The sequence below is a fragment of the Nonomuraea muscovyensis genome (assembly GCF_014207745.1).
In the GTDB taxonomy this organism is placed as follows: Bacteria; Actinomycetota; Actinomycetes; order Streptosporangiales; family Streptosporangiaceae; genus Nonomuraea; species Nonomuraea muscovyensis.
Genome location: NZ_JACHJB010000001.1, coordinates 2,567,902 through 2,586,444, shown reverse-complemented (window position 1 = coordinate 2,586,444; position 18,543 = coordinate 2,567,902). Strand labels below are relative to the sequence as shown.

At 73.3% G+C, this 18,543-nt stretch carries 18 protein-coding genes; 8 read left to right on the top strand and 10 right to left on the bottom strand.

Annotation, left to right across the window (positions count from 1 at the left end):
• Nucleotides 1-320: 320 nt before the first annotated feature.
• Nucleotides 321-1,283 (top strand): serine hydrolase domain-containing protein, encoded by a 963-nt coding sequence (locus tag FHU36_RS12200; RefSeq protein ID WP_185083827.1) that lies wholly within the window; start codon nucleotides 321-323, stop codon nucleotides 1,281-1,283.
• On the opposite strand, the gene FHU36_RS12195 is transcribed toward FHU36_RS12200, so the two are convergent.
• Nucleotides 1,270-2,190, bottom strand: coding sequence for a LysR family transcriptional regulator (locus FHU36_RS12195; protein WP_185083826.1), 921 nt, complete (start codon nucleotides 2,188-2,190; stop codon nucleotides 1,270-1,272). The two genes, FHU36_RS12200 and FHU36_RS12195, sit on opposite strands and share 14 nt — an antisense overlap.
• Before the next feature lie 71 nt (nucleotides 2,191-2,261).
• Between FHU36_RS12195 and FHU36_RS12190 the strand changes: the two genes are divergently transcribed.
• Entirely contained in the window at nucleotides 2,262-3,152 is an 891-nt protein-coding gene (locus FHU36_RS12190) for a 4-hydroxy-tetrahydrodipicolinate synthase family protein (protein ID WP_185083825.1), read from the top strand.
• Here FHU36_RS12190 and FHU36_RS12185 read toward each other — a convergent pair.
• Nucleotides 3,114-4,259, bottom strand: a complete 1,146-nt coding sequence (locus FHU36_RS12185; protein WP_185083824.1) for an FAD-dependent oxidoreductase — start codon at nucleotides 4,257-4,259, stop codon at nucleotides 3,114-3,116. The two genes, FHU36_RS12190 and FHU36_RS12185, sit on opposite strands and share 39 nt — an antisense overlap.
• A gap of 51 nt (nucleotides 4,260-4,310) precedes the next feature.
• On the opposite strand from FHU36_RS12185, the gene FHU36_RS12180 reads away from it, so the two are divergent.
• Together FHU36_RS12180 and FHU36_RS12175 are read left to right on the top strand one after the other, a co-directional pair.
• On the top strand, nucleotides 4,311-4,787 hold the full coding sequence (locus tag FHU36_RS12180; protein ID WP_312891550.1) for a MarR family winged helix-turn-helix transcriptional regulator: 477 nt from the start codon (nucleotides 4,311-4,313) through the stop codon (nucleotides 4,785-4,787).
• Nucleotides 4,788-4,967: 180 nt separating this feature from the next.
• Nucleotides 4,968-5,879: an NADP-dependent oxidoreductase gene (locus tag FHU36_RS12175; protein WP_185084765.1), complete on the top strand. Its 912-nt coding sequence runs from the start codon at nucleotides 4,968-4,970 to the stop codon at nucleotides 5,877-5,879.
• A 6-nt stretch (nucleotides 5,880-5,885) separates the two neighbouring features.
• Here the strand turns inward: FHU36_RS12175 and FHU36_RS12170 are convergent, their stop codons facing one another.
• The 3 genes from FHU36_RS12170 to FHU36_RS12160 all read right to left on the bottom strand — a co-directional run bounded on the left by FHU36_RS12170 (nucleotide 5,886) and on the right by FHU36_RS12160 (nucleotide 7,742).
• Nucleotides 5,886-6,038 carry a hypothetical protein gene (locus FHU36_RS12170; protein ID WP_185083822.1) on the bottom strand — a complete coding sequence of 51 codons (153 nt, stop codon included), beginning with the start codon at nucleotides 6,036-6,038 and terminating at the stop codon, nucleotides 5,886-5,888.
• A 467-nt stretch (nucleotides 6,039-6,505) separates the two neighbouring features.
• Complete coding sequence (locus tag FHU36_RS12165) at nucleotides 6,506-7,384, bottom strand: 1,4-dihydroxy-2-naphthoyl-CoA synthase (protein ID WP_185083821.1); 879 nt, start codon at nucleotides 7,382-7,384, stop codon at nucleotides 6,506-6,508.
• 25 nt (nucleotides 7,385-7,409) lie between these two features.
• A complete protein-coding gene (locus tag FHU36_RS12160; RefSeq protein WP_185083820.1) occupies nucleotides 7,410-7,742 on the bottom strand; it encodes an ArsR/SmtB family transcription factor in 333 nt (110 codons plus the stop codon).
• Between the two features lie 60 nt (nucleotides 7,743-7,802).
• Here FHU36_RS12160 and FHU36_RS12155 point away from each other — a divergent pair, with 60 nt between their 5' ends.
• Nucleotides 7,803-8,000, top strand: a complete 198-nt coding sequence (locus tag FHU36_RS12155; protein ID WP_376774128.1) for a DUF3073 domain-containing protein — start codon at nucleotides 7,803-7,805, stop codon at nucleotides 7,998-8,000.
• Here FHU36_RS12155 and FHU36_RS12150 read toward each other — a convergent pair.
• Nucleotides 7,963-9,243 carry a cytochrome P450 gene (locus tag FHU36_RS12150; protein WP_185083819.1) on the bottom strand — a complete coding sequence of 427 codons (1,281 nt, stop codon included), beginning with the start codon at nucleotides 9,241-9,243 and terminating at the stop codon, nucleotides 7,963-7,965. The genes FHU36_RS12155 and FHU36_RS12150 overlap by 38 nt on opposite strands.
• A gap of 64 nt (nucleotides 9,244-9,307) precedes the next feature.
• Here FHU36_RS12150 and FHU36_RS12145 point away from each other — a divergent pair, with 64 nt between their 5' ends.
• Nucleotides 9,308-9,907 carry a TetR/AcrR family transcriptional regulator gene (locus tag FHU36_RS12145; protein ID WP_185083818.1) on the top strand — a complete coding sequence of 200 codons (600 nt, stop codon included), beginning with the start codon at nucleotides 9,308-9,310 and terminating at the stop codon, nucleotides 9,905-9,907.
• A 122-nt stretch (nucleotides 9,908-10,029) separates the two neighbouring features.
• Here the strand turns inward: FHU36_RS12145 and FHU36_RS12140 are convergent, their stop codons facing one another.
• Nucleotides 10,030-10,929 (bottom strand): alpha/beta fold hydrolase, encoded by a 900-nt coding sequence (locus FHU36_RS12140; protein WP_246502024.1) that lies wholly within the window; start codon nucleotides 10,927-10,929, stop codon nucleotides 10,030-10,032.
• A gap of 53 nt (nucleotides 10,930-10,982) precedes the next feature.
• On the bottom strand, nucleotides 10,983-14,000 hold the full coding sequence (locus tag FHU36_RS12135; protein WP_185083817.1) for a helix-turn-helix transcriptional regulator: 3,018 nt from the start codon (nucleotides 13,998-14,000) through the stop codon (nucleotides 10,983-10,985).
• Nucleotides 14,001-14,284: 284 nt separating this feature from the next.
• Here FHU36_RS12135 and FHU36_RS12130 point away from each other — a divergent pair, with 284 nt between their 5' ends.
• Nucleotides 14,285-15,790, top strand: a complete 1,506-nt coding sequence (locus FHU36_RS12130; RefSeq protein ID WP_185083816.1) for an MFS transporter — start codon at nucleotides 14,285-14,287, stop codon at nucleotides 15,788-15,790.
• A 94-nt stretch (nucleotides 15,791-15,884) separates the two neighbouring features.
• Here FHU36_RS12130 and FHU36_RS12125 read toward each other — a convergent pair whose 3' ends face one another.
• Nucleotides 15,885-17,297, bottom strand: coding sequence for an LCP family protein (locus FHU36_RS12125; protein WP_312891549.1), 1,413 nt, complete (start codon nucleotides 17,295-17,297; stop codon nucleotides 15,885-15,887).
• Between the two features lie 201 nt (nucleotides 17,298-17,498).
• Here FHU36_RS12125 and FHU36_RS12120 point away from each other — a divergent pair, with 201 nt between their 5' ends.
• On the top strand, nucleotides 17,499-17,897 hold the full coding sequence (locus FHU36_RS12120) for a DnaJ family domain-containing protein (protein ID WP_185083814.1): 399 nt from the start codon (nucleotides 17,499-17,501) through the stop codon (nucleotides 17,895-17,897).
• On the opposite strand, the gene FHU36_RS12115 is transcribed toward FHU36_RS12120, so the two are convergent.
• Complete coding sequence (locus tag FHU36_RS12115) at nucleotides 17,839-18,483, bottom strand: TetR/AcrR family transcriptional regulator (RefSeq protein ID WP_185083813.1); 645 nt, start codon at nucleotides 18,481-18,483, stop codon at nucleotides 17,839-17,841. The two genes, FHU36_RS12120 and FHU36_RS12115, sit on opposite strands and share 59 nt — an antisense overlap.
• Nucleotides 18,484-18,543 lie beyond the last annotated feature (60 nt).

The window sequence follows — 18,543 nt, the reverse complement described above, 5'->3', positions numbered from 1 at the left end:
CTACCAATCATTCCAACAAATCACGACTCCTGGCCGTCAATGACCGTGTGCGACGCCATCACCGCCAGGCGGCGACCAGGTCCTCCGGGCCTCAGCGCAGGTCCAGCGGCAGGTCGGGGGCGTAGCCTGCGCGGGAGACGGCGATCTTGAGGGCGTCGGGCCCGGCACCTTGGACGGCTCCGGCGCCGCTCACCCTCCTGGACGGCCTGGTGAGGGACGTGCCGTGGAGCCGGTCGTCCGCGAGTCGCAGTCGAGGGCGCTTGACCCGGACACCGTGTCAGGTGCTAGTTCTACGGAGGTTGCCGACTGTAGGAGGGATCATGGGGATCGTCGCGCGGATCGACGGGCTGCTCAGCGACGGAGGGGCACCCGGCCTGCACGGGCTGGTCGTCCTGCGGGGCGGGCGGGTCGTGCTGGAGCGGTACGGTGCGGGGGAGGACTTCCGGCTCAACCAGTCCCTCGGGCACGTCGTTTTCGACGCGGGCACGCCGCATGACGTCCGGTCGGTGACCAAGAGCGTCGTGGCCCTGCTGTACGGCATCGCGCTGGCCGAGGGGGCGGTGCCGGAGCCGGGGGAGAAGCTGCTGGCGCAGTTCCCGGAGTATCCGGACCTGGTGGCCGACCCGGCACGGGCGGGGATCACGGTCGAGCACGTGCTGACCATGACGCTCGGGCTCGAATGGGACGAGACGGCCCCCTACACCAGCACCGAGAACAGCGAGATCGCCATGGAGGCGGCGCCCGACCGGCACCGCTACGTGCTGGAACGGCCGGTCGTGGCGGAGCCGGGACGGCAGTGGGTCTACTGCGGGGGCGCGGCGGCGCTGCTCGGCAGGCTGATCGCGAAGGGCACGGGCCGGCCGCTGGCCGAGTACGCCGGGGAGCGGCTGTTCGGGCCGGCCGGGATCTCCGCGTTCGAGTGGATGACGGGTGCCGACGGGGTCGAGATGGCCGCGGCGGGGCTGCGCCTGACGCCGCGTGACCTGGCCGCCCTGGGCGCGCTGGTGCTCGACGGCGGGCGCGGGATCGTGCCGGGGGAGTGGATCGCGGAGATGACGCGGCCCCGGGTCCGGATCGGCGACGACACCGACTACGGCTACCAGTGGTACGTGGGCGGCGGACCGCGCCGGTGGATCGCGGCGCACGGGAACGGCGGGCAGCGGATCTACGTGGCGCCGGAGCGCGAGCTGGTGGTGGCGGTGACCGCCGGGGAGTACAACGCCGAGCAGCGCAGCACGGCCGCGGTGCTGCGCGCCGTGACCGAGGATGTCACGACCGGCTGAGCGGCGGCCCCGGCCGGCTGGACGGCAGGTTCGACGGGGTGAGCGGCAGGCCGGTCAGCGCGGTGTGGAAGGCGGCGACGGCCGCCCTGATCGCCGGGTGCTCGCCGTACCCTCTGCGGAAGGCCGCCAGCGTGCGGCGGCTGAGGGACAGCTCGGTGAGCGTCACCCCGGGCGGCGGCGCGAGGGCGGCCAGGCGCGGCACGAGCGCCACGCCCTGCCCCGCGGCGGCGAACGCGAGCACGGTGTCGAAGTCGTCGACGTGGTGGCGCACCCGCGGCTCGAAGCCCGCCGCCTGGCAGGCGCGCACCGCCATGGTGTGGCAGAGGGTGTCCGGCTTGCTCATGATCCACGGGTCGTGGCGGGCGTCGCCGAGCGTCCGGCGGCCGGTGAGGTACATGGGCTCGGCGAACAGCGGCTCGGTGGCCAGCGAGGCGTCGGTCACCGGCGGCACGAAGTCGTACTCGTGGACCAGGGCGACGTCCAGCTCGCCCGCCCGCAGCGCGCCGGACACGTCGGCGGGGTCGATCTCGCGGACCATCGGCTCCAGCGCGGGATGGGCGCGCGCCAGCTCCGCCAGGGCGGCCGGCACCAGCACGCGCGCCGCCGTGGGGAACGCGCCCATCCGCAGCGGGCCCGACGGCGCCCCGCGCACCGCGGCGAGCGCCGCCGCGGCCCGTTCCAGCTCCTCGAGGACGGCCTGGGCGTGCTCCACCAGCAGGTGGCCGGCCGGGGTCAGGGCGACGGTGCGCCCCGTGCGTTCGAGCAGAGGCACCCCCGCCTCCCGTTCGAGTGCGCTGAGTTGCTGGGACACCGCGGACGGGGTGAACGTGACGGCTTCGGCGACGGCGGCGATCGTGCCGCGGCGGGCCAGCTCGCGCAGGAGGCGCAGCTTGCGAGGGTCGAGCATCAGTCCAGCTTAAGCTCAACCGCAGAGATTGGCGCTGGACCTTACGGGTGTGCCGGCTCCACGCTCGAAGCATGCTGAAGGGAATCCACGTACCACTCGTCACCCCGTTCGGCCCCGCCGGCGAGGTGGCCCTCGACGCGGTCGAGAAGCTGGCCGGGCACCTGCTCGATCAGGGAGCCGCCGGGCTGGTCGCGCTCGGCACCACGGGCGAGGTCGCGGCGCTGTCCCCGGCCGAGCGGGCGGCGGTCGTCGAGGTGTGCGCCCGGGTCTGCCGGGAGCGGGACGTGCCGTTGACGGTCGGCGTCACGGGCAACGAGCCGCGTTCGGTGCTGACGGCGCTGCGCGAGCTGCCGGACGGGGTCGCGGCGGCCCTGGTCACCGTGCCGTACTTCCTGCGGCCGGGGGAGCGCGGCGTGATCGCCTACTTCGAGGCGCTGGCCGCCGGATCGCCGGTGCCGCTGGTGATCTACCACATCCCCTACCGCACCGGGCAACAGGTGAGCGCCGCGACACTGCGCCACCTGGGCCGGCATCCGCGCGTCGCCGGCGTGAAGTACGCGGCGGGCGGGATCGACCAGGACGCCGTGGACCTGCTCGGCGAGCCGCCGGCGGAGTTCGACGTGCTGGGCGGCGACGACGTGTTCGTCTCGCCGCTGCTCGCGCTGGGCGCCTCGGGCGGCATCCTCGCCTCGGCGCACCTGGCCACCGGCCGGTTCGCCGAACTGGTCGCCGCGTGGCAGGCGGGCGACGCCGTACGGGCCAGGGAGCTGGGGCACCGGCTGGCGAGGCTGTCGGCCACGCTGTTCGCCGAGCCGAACCCCACCGTCGTCAAGGGCGTGCTGCACGCGCGCGGCCTGATCCCGACGCCGGACGTCCGGCTGCCGCTGCTGCCCGCCGGCGCGGAGGCGGTGGCGCGTGCCCTGTCAGAGTGCGACATGGTGGCGGTACATCCAGGCGAGTGACTCCTGGCTCGCGGTCTTCTTGAGGAAGAACGGCAGCGCCAGGTCGCGGAACACCCGCGCCACCGGCCCGGCGGCCTTGCCGTTGCTGATCGTCCTGGAGTAGGCGACGACCCGCTCGACCCGGCCGCGCCGCTCGGCCTCGAACCGCTCGAACGCCTCGCGGTGGCCGGAGGCGTCGCGCAGGCACCGGGCCAGCACGATCGCGTCCTCGATGGCGAGCGAGGCGCCCTGCCCGGCGCTGGGCGAGGTGGCGTGCGCGGCGTCGCCCGTGAGCACGACCCGCCCTCGGTGCCAGGCCGGCAGCGGCGGCAGGTCGTGCACCGGCAGCCCGTCGCCGACCGGGCCGCGCCGGATCAGCTCCGTGGCCGGGCCGGCGTCGTCGGCGAACGCCTCCAGCAGCGCAGCCTTCCAGTCGGCGGGCACGTCGCCGAGCTCGCGCGGCAGGTTGGCGAACCACCAGGCGTCGCCGCCGTGGGTCACGGTGTAGCCGAAGAAGGCCCGCTTACCGAAGATCATGTTGTAGACGCCCGGGGTGCCGGTGACGCCGGAGTTGCGGACGATGCCGCCCAGGCTGTACAGGCCGCTGTAGCGCGGTCGCGGCGCGCCGGGGTCGAGGAGCGCGCGGGTGCGCGAGTGGACTCCGTCGGCGGCGACGAGGATGTCGCCCGCCGCCTGGGTGCCGTCCTCGAAGTGGGCCACGACCTGGTCTCCGGTGTCGTCGAAGCCGACCAGGCGCTTGCCGTACGTGATGGCGACGCCCTGGGCGAGTGCCTCGTCGCGGACGATGCGGTAGAGGTCGGAACGCAGGATCGTGTGGCTGACCGTGCCGTCGTCCAGGGCCAGGCCGTTGGCCACCTGCCCCAGGCGCTTGCCGGTGCCGCTCCACATGACCATGTGCGGGGTGGGGACGCCGGCCGCCATGACCTGGCGGTGCGCCCCCAGCACGCGCAGCGCGTCGAGGCCGTTGGAGGCGACGTTGAGGAACGCGCCCACGCCCTCGGCGGACTCCGGGTACGCCTCGAAGATCTCGGCGTCGACGCCCACGTTACGCAGTGCCATCGCGGTGGCCGGGCCGCCGATACCACACCCAACGATCAGAGCCTTCATCGTGATAACCTTTCGTTCGCTCGAAAGAAATATATGGGGCGGGAGGCATGGGTGTCCAGAGATATTTCGGACGGACGAAAGAAATTGCTGGAGGCGCTCAGCGAGGCGGGCCGGGACAACAGCAACGCCGCCGTCATGTACCACACGGCCATGGGCGAGCGGATCGGCCTCGGCATGACGGAGGAGAAGGCGCTCGACCTGCTCCAGCGGCTCGGGCCGCTGACGGCGGGGGAGGTCTCGCAGCACACGGGGCTGGCGCCGGCCTCCGTCAGCGGGCTGATCGACCGGCTGGAGCGCAAGTGGCTGGTGCGCCGCGTCCGCGACCCGAAGGACCGGCGGCGGGTCATTGTGGAGATCAATTTCGAGCGGCTCGCCGGGTTCGCCGAGCTGTTCGAGCCGCTGGTGCGCGGGCTCTCCGAGCTGTACGAGCGCTACACGGACGAGGAACTGGCGGTGATCCTCGACTTCCTCACCCGCGCCACCGCCGTCCAGCGGAGCGCCACCGCCGAGCTCACGACCGAGTCGTGAGAGGTGCTGACGAGACGGTTCGCGGCCGTCAAGGTCCACGGCCGGGTACGCGGGCTTCCTGTGATCCGCGCGCCGGGCCGCCCACCTGCCGTCGCCGATGTTTTACGTGAAACATCGGCGAAAGGCGTTGACCTCAACCATGGTTGAGGCTGAACGCTCGTCCTCATGAGCGAACACACGATGAGAGCGGCGGCCTTCCGGACCTTCGGTGGGCCGGAGGTGCTGCAGGTGATGGAGCTCCCGGCGCCGGTGGCCGGGCCGGGCGAGGTGCGGGTGCGGGTCAGGGCGGCGGGGGTGCAGCCGTTCGACGCTGCGGTGCGGGCGGGATGGACGCCGCCCGGGGTCTCGGGCGACCTGCCGCGCATCCCCGGCAACGAGTTCGCGGGAGTGGTGGACCAGGTGGGCGAGGAGGTCACGGGCGTGCCGGTGGGACAGGAGGTGCTCGGGTTCTCGCTGCTCAACAGCTACGCCGAGTACATCGTGGTGCCCGCCACGGACGTGACGCCCAAGCCGGCGGGCGTGCCCTGGGAGGTGGCGGGCGCGCTGACGGCCGCGGTGCAGACGGCCGAGCTGGCGCTCGACGGGCTGGCCGTGGGGGAAGGCGACACGCTGCTCGTCCACGGCGCGGCGGGCGCGGTGGGCACGGCGGCGGTGCAGATCGCCCGGAGCCGCGGGGCCGTGGTGATCGGCACCGCCCGGGAGGAGAACCACGAGCACCTGCGCGAGCTGGGGGCGGTGCCCGTGGTGTACGGCGACGGGCTGGCCGATCGGGTGCGGGCCCTCGCCCCGGGTGGCGTGGACGCGGCACTCGACGGCGCGGGCGGCGCGGCGCTGGACGTCTCGCTGGAACTCGTCAAGGACCGGGGGCGCATCGTCACGCTGGTCGAGCACGGCAAGGCGGCCGAGTTGGGGGTCCAGGTGGTGCGGGGTACCCGGTCGGCCGAGCGCCTCGGCCGCTACGCCGTGCGGTATGCCGAGGGGCGGCTGAAATTCCCCATCCGCAGGACGTATCGGCTGGAGGAAGCGGCCGACGCGCACCGGGAGATCGAGACCGGCCACGGCCGGGGCAAGATCGCCCTTGTTGTCGGCTGACGGCGGTCAGCGCGGGTGGAAGCCGCGGTAGACGGTCCGCTTCCGCCGCAGCACCGGCCATTCGTTGCCCCTGATGCCGCTCAGCACCAGTGCGACCACCGCGATCGTCAGCAGGCTGCCGATGACGGCGCCCATGGCGATCATGAAGGCAAGTTCCATGACGACTCCTCGGCCTAGTTGAAAGTTAAACTTATAGGCCAGAACCCAATCCCTTGTCGCCTTATTCCTCCACTCTACGCGCGGTGGGACCGGCCGGCGGTGACCGTCGGCCACCTCCCCCGAAAGCCCGGTCCGGCGGCCGCCCACCGCCGGGCCGGCCGAGTACTCCGACCGTGGCGCCGTCAGGATCGCCCGCCGCGATCGACTTCCGGAAGGACCGTAGGCGCAGTTGGAGCGCGGTGTGCCTGGGCACGCAGCTGTCGCGGCTGTGCGTCCAGGCCGCGTAGAGCATCGCCCAGAGCGTCACCGTCTGTCCACGGTGATGGACGCCGACAGCATCGTGGTCCTGGAGGGTGGCCGGGTACGCGCCCAGGGCGGGCACGCGGAGCCACCGGCGACCTCTACCGGTCGCCGGTGGCCGCCCTGCGCATCTCCGACGCCGTCGTGCCGGTGGCGGCTCCGGTGGGTCAGTAGTGCCAGGGGAACGGCGACCAGTCGGGGGCCCGCTTCTCCAGGAACGAGTCGCGGCCCTCGGCGGCCTCGTCGGTCATGTACGCCAGTCGCGTCGCCTCCCCGGCGAACACCTGCTGACCCACCAGCCCGTCGTCGACCATGTTGAACGCGAACTTCAGCATCCGCTGCGCCGTCGGCGACTTGCCGTTGATCTTGCGGGCCCACTCCAGGGCCGTCGCCTCCAGCTCGGCGTGCGGCACGACCGCGTTGACCATGCCCATGCGGTGGGCGTCGGCGGCCGTGTAGGTGTCACCCAGGAAGAAGATCTCGCGGGCGAACTTCTGGCCGACCTGCCGGGCGAGGTAGGCGGAGCCGAAGCCGCCGTCGAAGCTGGCCACGTCGGCGTCGGTCTGCTTGAAGCGGGCGTGCTCCTCGCTGGCGAGTGTGAGGTCGGCCACCACGTGCAGGCTGTGCCCGCCCCCCGCCGCCCAGCCGGGCACCACGCAGACGACCACCTTGGGCATGAACCTGATCAGCCGCTGCACCTCCAGGATGTGCAGCCGGCCGGTGGAAGGTGAGCCGTCCGCGTACTGGTAGCCGTCCTTGCCCCGGATGCGCTGGTCGCCGCCGGAGCAGAACGCCCAGCCGCCGTCCTTGGGCGAGGGGCCGTTGCCGGTGAGCAGCACGCACCCGACGTCGGTGGTCTGGCGGGCGTGGTCGAGCGCCCGGTAGAGCTCGTCGACCGTCTGCGGCCGGAAGGCGTTGCGCACCTCGGGACGGTCGAACGCGATGCGCACCGTGCCCTGGTCGACCGCCCGGTGATAGGTGATGTCGGTGAAGTCGAACCCTTCGACTTGCTGCCACGCCTTGGGATCGAACAGCTCGGAGACCATGGGGCCGAGCCTAACCGAACCCCCGCTAGGTGACCTCCGCGCGTAGCTCCGCCAGCAGCTCGCCCTGATCGGCGAGCATGTCGGTGAGAATGCGCCGGGCGGTGCCGAGCAACTGCGTAAGCTCGGGGGTGGCCAGCGTGTAGACGACCGTGCTGCCCTCGCGGATGGCGGTCACGATCCCGGCTCTGCGCAGGACCGCCAGCTGCTGGGAGAGGCTGGACGCCTCGATGTCGATCCGGGCCAGGAGATCCCGGACGGGAAGCGGGCCTTCCTGTAGGAGCTCCAGCACTCGGATGCGAGCGGGGTGGCCGAGAGTGCGGAAGAAGTCGGCCTTGGCCTGGTAGACCTCCACGTGCATAGTGACAGACTAATCCAGTGCAGTTGCATAATTCTTCAAGTCGTAACGTTGTTGGCTAGGATGACAGCGGGGACTGAGGGAGTAGCCATGGGCCGAGGAAGAGCCAAGGCGAAGCAGACGAAGGTCGCTCGCCAGCTGAAGTACACCAGCCACACCATTGACTATGACCGGCTCCGCGAGGAGCTGGGGGCGGACTCGCGACGCGACGACATGCACCCCGCTACGTCGTCCGAGCAAGAGTCCGAGCCCGCGCGATGACGCGGGCCCGCTTCGCGGGCGACAGCGTCACGCCGGTGAGCCGCCTGGCCTCCGGGGCCTGATCGGTCACGGAGAGTTCCAGGCGGCGCAACACCTCGCGGATGATCACGCGCATCTCCAGCAGCGCGAGCTGCGCGCCGACGCAGAAGCGCCGGCCGCCGCCGAACGGCATCCACGACCTGTGGGGCCCGCCGTCGAGGAACCTCTCGGGCCTGAACTCCTCGGGTGCGGGAAACGCCACCGGGTCATGGTGGACGAGCGGGATGCTGGGTCCGGCGTACCATCCGGCGGGGACCTCGTACGCGCCGAGGCGCAGCGGGGCGTCGAGCAGCCTCGGCGCCTCGTACACGACCGGCCGTAGCCGCAGTGCCTCCTTGACCACGGCGTCGAGGTAGGGCTCGTCGTCGGGCAGGCGGTCGAGCACGTCCGGCGTGCGCAGCAGGCGCTCGAAGGCCCATGACAGGCCGGTGGCGGTCGTCTCGTGCCCGGCGAGCAGCATCGTGATCAGCTCGTCGCGGATCTCCTGATCGCCCATTTCGGTCTCCAGGAGCCGGGCCAGCACGTCGGTGCCGCCGGGCTCGGCGCGGCGGCGGGCGATCTCGTCGAACAGGATCGCGTCCACGGCCGCCCGCACTCTCAGGAAGCGCGCGTAGGGCGTGACCGGCACGCGGGCCATCCTGTCGCGCAGCTTCGGCGGCGCCATCGCGACCGACATGGTCCCGCTCGCCTCCATCAGGCGCTGCAGCAGCACCCGCAACCGGTCGAGGCGCCCGGCGTCGCGGATGCCGAAGACGAGCTGCAGGATCACGTCGAGGGTGATCTCCTGCATGCGCTCGCGCAGCGTGAAGGGCCGGCCGAGCGGCCAGGTGGCGATGCGCGCGGCGGCGATCCGGGTGATCTCGTCGTGGTAGCCGGCCACCTGCCGGGCGCGCAGCGGCGGGTTGAGCAGCTTGCGGTGCTGCCACCACGCGTCGCCGTCCAGGGTGAGCACCGAGTGGACGCCGACCAGGGGCTCCAGGAAGTCGCGGCGGGCCTCGCCGGCCTTACCGCCGCCCTGGTCGGTCCTGTAGACCTGGTCGGCGAGCTCGCCGGTGGTGACGTACACCTCGGGCGGGAAGCCGAGGAACCGCACGGTGAAGACCGGCCCGTACCTGCGGTGACATCGCGTGAGAAAGCCGATCGGGTCGTTGAGGAACCACGCCGTCTGCACCGGCGCGGGCAGCCGGGGTCCGGGAGGGATCATGCCATGCCTCCAGTTGATATGTACGTACGTCATATACGCTTGTATATATCTGTAGCATGGTCTCGTGTCACGAACAACGCAAGCCGGCGGATACCGCGAGAGGCTGCTCGCCGGGGCAGTGGCGTGCCTGCAGGAGAAGGGCTACGCCCGCACGACGGCACGCGACCTGGTGGCGGCGTCGGGCACCAACCTGGCCTCCATCGGCTACCACTTCGGTGGCAAGGACGCGCTGCTGCACGAGGCCATCGCCGGCTGCTTCGAGGCGTGGACCCGGCGGGTGGAGGAAGCGATCTTCAGCCCGGCTCCGGGCACGCCGAGGGAGCTGCTGGAGCGGGCCATGGTGGCGCTGGTCGACGTGTTCGAGGAGCTGCGGCCCCAGCTCGTCGTCTGCGTCGAGGGCTACCCGGCCGCGCTGCGCGAGAGCGTGCTGCGCGAGAGGATGGCGGCGATGTACGCCCGGGCGCGCGAGGCGGGCGTCGGGATGATCAGACGGGCCTGCGCCGAGATGGGCGTCGAGCCGCCGGTCCAGCCCGAGGTGCTGGTCTCCGTGCTGATCGCCGTCTCCGACGGGCTGCTGCTGCAGTGGCTGCTCGACCCGGCGAGCACGCCCGACGCCCGGCAGGTCGTGGACGCGCTCGCCGCGCTGACGATGTTCGCGGCCTGAGGTGTTCGTGAGAGGTCCGCGGGCCGAGGTTTCACGGGCCGGAGGTTTCCCGGGCCGAGGTTTCGCGGACGGAAGTTCCCCGGGCCGAGGTTTCACGGGCCGGAGGCTCTGAGCCGCACGGCCTACCGGGCCGTGTGGGCGAGGACGGCCGCGGCCAGCTCCTCGTACGCCTGGGGCGGGATCATGTGTCCCATCCCCTCGATCATGCGCAGCTCGGCGCCGGGGATCCGCTCCGCGATGATCGCGCTGTGGCCGGGCTTGACCGGCTCGTGCGTGCCCTCGACGACCAGGGTGGGGGCCTTCACCCGGTCCAGCACCCCCTCCGGCTCGAAGTCGGGCTTGGCGGCGTGGGCCAGCCGGTGGTTGGCCAGCGCCGACAGGTCGCGGGCCCGCTCGTACACGCGCTCCTGCAGCCGCCGCTCGGCGTCCTCGTCGAACGGCAGTGCGGTGCCGTTCAGGAGCCGCGCCTCCTCGATCATCCGGTCGATCTGCTCCCGGCGGCCGGTGGCCGGCGGGCTGGTGATCACCTTCTGGTAGTAGGCCACGAACTCCGGGCTGGGCGGCGGGAGGCTGCCCTCGGGCTGCGGCTCGCCCATGAGCGCACGCAAGATCACTGCGCCCTCGTGCCCGCCGAGCGGTGAGGAGCCGATCACGGTGAGGGTTCGCACCCGCTCGGGCCGCTCCACCGCGATGAGCTGGCCGAGCAGCCCGCCCGCCGAGTGGCACACCAGGTGGGCGCTGTCGAGGCCGTACGCGTCGAGGACCCGCAGCACGTCGTCCTTGATGTCCTCCCACGTGTACGGCTGCCGCTCGAAGTCGAACACGGCCGACTGGCCGGTGTCGCGGTGGTCGTAGCGGATCACCCTGCGGCCCCCGGCGGCCAGCCGGCCGACGAACTCGTCGGGCCACAGGATGCCCTGCGTCATGGAGCCCATCACCAGCAGGACGGGTGGGTGGGCCGGGTCGCCGAACTCCTCGGTGAAGAGCTGGACGCCGTCGATGTCGATCAGGTTCGTTTGCATGAGCTCACTGTGGCGCGCGGGTGCCCGTACGCCTTCCGTAGTCCTACTGGGCTTCACAGGAGGCGGGCGAGTTCGGTACGGGAGGTGATGCCGAGCTTCGGGTAGATCTTGTACAGGTGGTACTCGACGGTCCGCGGGCTGAGGAAGAGCTGTGCCGCCACCTCCTTGCTGGACGCGCCGTCCGCGACCAGCCGGGCGATGCGCAGCTCCTGCGGGGTCAGCCCGGCCAGGACCCCGGCGTCCGGCCGGGCCGCCGACTCGCCGGCCGCCCGCAGCTCGCCGTGCGCGCGCCGGGCCCACGGCTCCGCGCCGAGCCGCTGGAACGTCTCCATCGCGGCCCGCAGATGCGGCCGCGCCTGCCCCGGCCGCTGGGTGCGACGCAGCCGCTCGCCGTACAGCAGCGCGGTGCGCGCCCCCTCGAACGGCTCCCCGTGCAGGCTCAGCGCCTCCTCGAACAGCTCGTCGCCGCCGCCCACCAGGGCGCGGCAGCGGGCGAGCAGCGCCCGCGACTCGGCCGTGCCCGCGTTCGCCGACCACCGTTCCAGCCACGACACGGCCTCGCGCGCCGCGTCGGGCTCGCCGGCCGCCATGGCGGCCTCCACCCGGTCGGGAGTCGAACGCCACACCACGGTCGGGTGCCCGGCCCCCGGCCCCGCGGTGGTTATCGACACGAACCGGTCGTGCGCCGCCGCGAACCGGCCCTGGCCCAGGTCCAGCATGGCCAGCGCGTACGCCGCCACACCCGCCCGCAGCCCCACCCGATGCGGGATCGCGATGGCCAGCGCCCCCTCCGCGTGGCGGCGGCACGCCTCCTCCTCGCCGCGCAGCGCCGCCACCACGGCGAGGTTGGCCAGGTGGGCGCTCACCGAGTTGGTGTAACCGGCCTCGCGGGCCAATGCCAGCCCCTCCTCGGCGATCGCGGCGCTCTCGGCGAGCCGGCCCCGGAAGCGTTCGGCCGTCGAGACGAACTCCAGCACGACGGGAAGCTGGCCCACCATGCCCGACATCCGCGCCACGCCGCCCGCCCTGCCGACCAGCTCGGCCGACAGGTCCGCCTCGCCCAGGTAACTGGCGGCGGCCGACGCCCACAGGAACTCGGCCGCCTCGGTCAGGGTCCCGGTGCGGTCGAGCGCGGCCCGCAGCAGCTCGGCCCCGCCGGGGTCGCCGCCGAGGACGGCCCCGATCCCCGCGACCGTGTCGCGCAGGAACCCCCTGGGGTGGGCCAGCGCCCGGCGGCCCAGCTCCACGATGGCGGGCACGTCACCCACGTAGCTCGCCGCCTCGGAGGCGTCGGCCAGCATCTCCAGCGTGTCACCCCGGCTCAGGATCCGCACGGCCTCGGCGGCGTCCCCGGAGTTCAGCTCGAACCGGCCGCGCAACTGCGCGATCTCCGCCAGCAGCGCCCCTTTCGGCGTCGCCGCGGCCGGACCCCCGCTTCCCCGCATCGGCTCACCGGTGGACGGGACGGGCCGCTCGGGAGACGTGCCGGGGAGGCGGGGGTCGCGCTCGTGGCTCTTCGCGAGGTGTTCGGCGAGGTCGCGGGCCTCGGACAGGTGGCTCTGGGCCAGGCCGGGGCGGCCGGCGAGCCAGGCGGCCGTGGCCGCGTCCTTGAGCCGTTCGGCGCGCGGGGCGGGGTCGGGGGTGAGCTCGGCGGCCCGTGCCAGGGCGGTGGCGGCGTCACCGTACCCGCCGCGTGCCCGCGCCCGTACGGCGGAGGCGGCCAGCGCGGCGGCCACCGACTCGTCCGGGCCGAGGCTCGCGGCGGCGAGGTGCCAGGCCCGCCTGTCGCCCGAGGCCAGGGTGGCCAGGGCGGCGTGGGCCTGCCGCAGCCGCACCGAACCGGCCGCCACGTGCACGGCCGACCTGACGAGCGGATGGCGGAACCGGACCGCCGCCCCCTCCACGAAGACCAGCTCGGCCGTCTCGGCCTCGCGCAGCGCCTCGGCCACCCAGCCGGCCGAGCCCTCGGCGAGCCCCACCCCACCCGCGGGCCCGTCGGCTCGGGCGGCCGGAGTGGTCGCCGCGGGGCCGTCGGGTGGTGTGCCCGGGACGCCGGGTGGCGTGCCCGGGACGGCCTCCGTGGGTGTGGCCGGTGGTGGCGGGACGACGGGAGCGAGGGTGGTGGGGGTGGTGGGGGTGAGGGTGGCGGCGGCGAGGGTGGGGGAGGCGCGTAGGACGGTGGGGAGGTGGGCGTCGAGGGTGGCGACGAGCAACACCAGCCGGGCCGCCTCGCTCAGTCGTGACACCTGCTCGCCGAAGAGCTGCTCGCCTCCCGGCAGCGGGTCGGGCAGCGGGGCACGGCCCGAGAGCTGGTCGGGCGTCAGCCGGGCCGTCGTCTCGCGCAGGACGAGCGGGTTACCGCCGGACAGGGCGGCGAGGTGCGCGCGCACCGCCGGAGCCACCGTCGCCCGGGAGGCGAGCAGGTCACCGGCGCTGTCCGCGTCCAGCCCGCGCACGCGCAGCTCGGGCAGCCCCTTCAACGGCGCGTCACCCCGGACGGCCAGCAGCATCGCGATGCCCTCGGCGCGCAGCCGCCTGGCCGCGAACAGCAGCGCGTCCGCCGAGGCCCGGTCGAACCACTGCACGTCGTCCACCAGGCACGCCAGCCCACCGGGCGCCGCCGCCTCGGTCAGCAGCGACAGCACCCCTGCCGACACCAGGAACCGGTCGGAGGTGGGCGCGGCCAGCCCGAGCGCGCCCGCGACGGCGTCCCGCTGCGGTGCGGGCAGCGCGTCGAGCAGGCCGGTCACCGGGTGGAGCAGCTGGTGGAGCGCCGCGAACGCCAGGTCCGCCTCCGGCTCCACCCCGCTCGCCCGCAGCACCCGCATCCTCGCGCCCGGGGGGCGTGACGCCCCCTTCGCGGTGGTGAGGGCGGTGGTGGTCGCGGTTGTGGCAGCAGTGGTGGCCGTGGTGGCCGTGGTGGCGGCCGCCGTGGCGGCGGCCAGGTCGAGCAGGGCCGACTTGCCCACGCCCGCCTCGCCGCGCAGCACCAGGGCGCCGCCCTGTCCCGAGGCGGCCGAGGACAGCAGGCCGCCGATCGCGGCGGTCTCCGTGGCTCTGCCGTACAGCACGGGACACGACTGTACCGACGCCGGGCCGTCCGCCGCCGCGCAGGCTCTCCGGACGGGGAGGGGGCAGGCGGACCAGGCCGTCAGCGGCCGCTACCAGGCGGGCCCGTCCGTCCACCGCCCGTCCGCCCGCCCGCCCGCCCGCCCGTCCGCCCGTCCGTCCGTCCGCCCGCCCGGCCGCGCGGGTGCGCGGGTGCGCGGCCGGTTGGCCGGACGGGTTGCGTACGATCGACTCGTCTGCGTACAGTGTTCGCAACGCGAGAATATTGTACGCAGGAGGAGGCTTCATGGAAGCGCGAGACCCACGCCGGTGGCTGATCCTGGTGGTGCTCTGCCTGAGCACGCTGGTGCTCGTCGTCGACAACATGGTCCTGGCGGTGGCGATCCCGGCGCTGGCCGCCGACCTGGGCGCCACCGCCCAGGACACCCAGTGGATCCTCGACTCCTACATCCTGGTGTTCGCCGGGCTGCTGCTGACGGCCGGCAGCCTGTCCGACCGGTTCGGCCGCCGGCGCGTCATGGTGGTGGGTCTGGTGTTGTTCGGCGCGGCCTCGGTGGCGGCCGCCCACGCCGCCGACCCGGCCCAGCTCATCGTCGCGCGGACCGCGATGGGTGTGGGCGGGGCGCTGATCATGCCGAGCACGCTGTCGATCCTCATCACCGTGTTCCACGACGACGAGCGGCGCAAGGCGATGGCCGCCTGGAGCGCCGTCGCCATGCTCGGCCTGGTCGGAGGCCCGGTTCTGGGCGGCGTGCTGATCGCGTGGTTCTGGTGGGGCGCCGTCTTCCTGATCAACGTGCCCATCGCGGTCCTGGCCATCGTCGCCGCGCTCGTGCTGATGCCCGAGTCGAAGGGGCCGTGGAGCAAGCCCGACCCGCTGGGCGCGATCCTGTCAGTGGTCGGCATGACCGCCCTGGTCTGGACGATCATCGAACTGCCCGCGCACGGCCTCACGCACCCGAGCACGCTGACCACCCTGCTGCTGGCTGCCGCCGCCCTGGCCACCTTCGTGGTGTGGGAACTGCGCACGTCGCACCCGATGGTGCCGCTGGCCCTGTTCCGCGACCGGACGTTCAGTGGCGGCAGCCTCTCCCTCACCCTCGTGCAGATCGGGAACGGCGGGCTGCTGCTCGTCCTCACCCAGTACCTGCAGTTCGTGCTCGGCTACACGCCCACCCAGGCCGGGCTGGCCTTCATCCCGATGGCGGTGGCCTCGCTCACCTTCAACACCCTCGGCGCCACGCTGGGCGCCAGGATCGGCAACCGCGCGATGATCGTCACCGGGCTGGCCGTGATGGCGGCCGGGTTCGCGCTGCTCGCCACCCTCGGTCCCGCCGACGGGCTCCTCGTCTGCGTCCTCGCGCTCTTCGTGCTCGGCGCCGGAGGTGGCACCGCGATGCCCGCCGCCGTCTCCGCCCTGATGGGCAGGGTGCCGGCCGCGCACGCCGGTGTCGGCTCGGCGCTCAACGACACCATCCAGCAGATGGGTGCGGCCCTCGGCATCGCCGTCCTGGGCAGCGTCCTGTCCGGCACGTACGCCGCCGCGCTGCCCGCGAGCGCCCCCGGCCGGGCCAGGCTGTCGATCGGTGACGCTCTCGCGCTCGGCGACCCCGGCATCGCCCGCGCCGCCCGCGACGCCTTCACCACCGCCATGTCCTCCGCCTTCGTGATCAGCGCCGCCGGGGTTCTCGCCGCCGCCGCCCTGGCCTTCTTCGTCCTGCGCGACCGGCCGGCCGGGACCGCGCCGGCCGGCATGCCCGGTGCCGAGCACGCCGGCGCCCCGGTCTCCTGACCGGCACGCACCGCCCACGACACGGGCACCGCCAGCGACACCTGCGCCACCCAGGACAGTCGGCCACACCAGTCCTCGGGTGGCCCTGCGCCGCCTACGAGGTGGCGCAGGTGTCGTGGGTGGCGTCGAAGCCCTTGACGGCCTCGGTGTCGCCGGTGCGCAGCGGCTTGAGCCCGGCCCAGTCGTCGCCGAGGACCAGCACCAGGCGGCTGGTGGCGGCCTGCGGGACGGCCGCCGGGGTGGCGGCGACCAGGTCCTTGGTGAGGGTGGGGACGCGGGCCTCGCCGTTCGGCGAGTAGTAGACCAGCGTCTTCGCGTACGGCTTGCGCGTCGTGTCGCCGACCTTGGTGACGTGGTAGCCGCGCTGTTCGAGCAGGGCGGCCACCTGCGTGCCGAGGCCCGCCTGGTAGGTGCCGTTGCGCAGCTCCACCTGCACCTGGGAGCGGGGGACGGTGGTCTGGCCGCCCTCGACCTCGCCCGGGTCGCGGTCCCGGGCGACCAGCTCGAACAGCCGGTCGGCCTGTGGCTGGACCCATTCCACCCGGCCGGGATGCGTCAGGGAGTAGTGCCACGGGGTGGTGATGAAGCGGATGCGCCCGGCGTTCAGGCCGCGCAGGCTCAGCGCCAGGTCCTTCATCACCCCGGGGGTCAGTGCCGGGTCGGTGGTGACGGCCTTGGTGCCCGCGTCGAGGAAGCCGAGCAGCCGGGCCGGGTCGGTGAGCGTCTCGCCGCTCATCACCTTCTTCACCATCGACGCGATGAACATCTGCTGCCGCTGGATGCGCCCGATGTCGGAGCCGTCGCCGAAGCTGTAGCGGGCTCGGACGTAGCCGAGGGCCTGCTCGCCGTTCAGCGTCTGGCGTCCGGCCGGCAGGTGGAGCAGCGCCTTGGCGTCGTGCACCGGCTCGGGCAGGCACACCTCGACGCCGCCGACGGCGTCCACCATGCTCGTGAAGCCGCTGAAGTCCACCTTGACGAAGTGGTCGATGCGGATGCCGGTGAGCGTCTCGACGGTCTTCCAGGTGCAGGCGATGCCGCCGGAGTTGAACGACTCGTTGATCATGCCGAGGTGGGGCTGCTGGCCCGGCAGGCCGTCGCGGGCCTGGCAGGCGGGCAGCCGCACCAGCGAGTCGCGGGGGAAGCTGACCACCATCGCGTTGTCGCGGCCGGACGACAGGTGCGCGAGCATGATCGTGTCGGTGCGCTCGCCGGCGAGGCGGCCGTACCTGGAGTTCCCGCCGTCGCGCCGGTCGGAGCCGACGATCAGCACGTTGAGCGCCGTGCTCGCCATCTTGGCCGGGCGGGCCGCGCCGAGGTCGGCTCCGGTCACGTCGATGTGCCTGACGTTGCCGGTCAGCCTGGCGTAGACGATCACCATCGTGGTCGCGACCAGGAGGACGAGGGCCGCCACGGCCGTGACCAGCCACCACGCCCAGCGCCGGGGCTCGCGCGGGCGCCGGTGAGCGGGCACGTGCCTGGGCGGCGCCTGGGTCAGCCCGCTTCTCACGTGACTCCCAAGGGACGGGGCCGACGGGGCCAGAGCCTCGCGGGTCATCGGCCGGTTGAACGGGCCCGAGTGTAGTGGCGACGTGTGTACGGAGCGTGAGGATGGCGAGATGTCCCTTTAGCGCGGGGGAAGTGAGGCCCCGCCGGTACGCGGCCCGGGAACGTAGCCTGGTGTGCGAGCCGAGCGACGGGGGCCCCTACCGTGACCGAACGCAAGCCGCTGGGTACGAACTTCGAGTCGTGGATCGACCGGCAGATCCGCGAGGCGGAGGAGCGCGGCGAGTTCGACGACCTGCCGGGCAAGGGCAAGCCGCTGCCCGACCTCGACAAGCCGTACGACGAGATGTGGTGGATCAAGCAGAAGATGCGCAGCGAGGGCCTGTCCATGCCGCTGCCGCCGACGCTCGCGCTGCGCAAGGAGGCCGAAGAGGCGCTGGAGGAGGCGGCCCGGGCCCGGTCCGAGAGCGAGGCGCGGCGCATCGTCGAGGACGTCAACGACCGGATCCGCGAGGCGATCAGGACGGGCCTGGCGGGCCCGCCGCTCAACCTGGTGCCGTACGACGTGGAGAAGGTCGTGGCGCGCTGGCGCGCGTCCCGGTAGAGCCCGCGGCCAGGGCGGCGGCCAGCAGCATGGCGTCGCGCACCTCGCCGGGCGCGTCACCGCGGTCCAGGCTGGCCACGGCGGCGGCGCCCACCGCGCCCACCTGGGCGCCCACCAGGGCGGCGGCCGTGACCGTGTCCAGCTCCTCCGGGTAGGCCGCCAGCAGGGCCGCGGCCAGGTCGTGCTGCGCGCCGGCGAAACGCTGCACCAGCCTCGCCCGCAGCGCCGGGGCCGAGGCGGCGAGCCGCACCCGCAGCGCCGCCAGCCCGCTGGTCAGGTCGGCGCCCCAGCTGTCGACGATCATCCGCTCCATCGCGCGCGCCAGCACCGTGCCCGGCGGCTCGCCGGCCGCCCGCTCGGCGAGCGTCCGCAGCCCGAGGTCGACGCGCATCTCGGAGTGGGCGAACAGCACGTCCTCCTTGGCCGCGAAGTGCAGGAAGAACGTGCGCGGTGAGACGTCCGCCGCCGCGGCGATGTCGGCGGTCGTCACCGCGTCGAACCCCCGCTCCTCGAACAGCCGCACGGCGGCGTCCACCAGCGCCTGCCGCGTGCGGTTCTTCTTGCGTTCCCGCAACCCCTCGTTCATGCCGCCACTTTACTACACTCACTGAATTGCTACAGTGACTGCACTGATTGACCTGCGAAA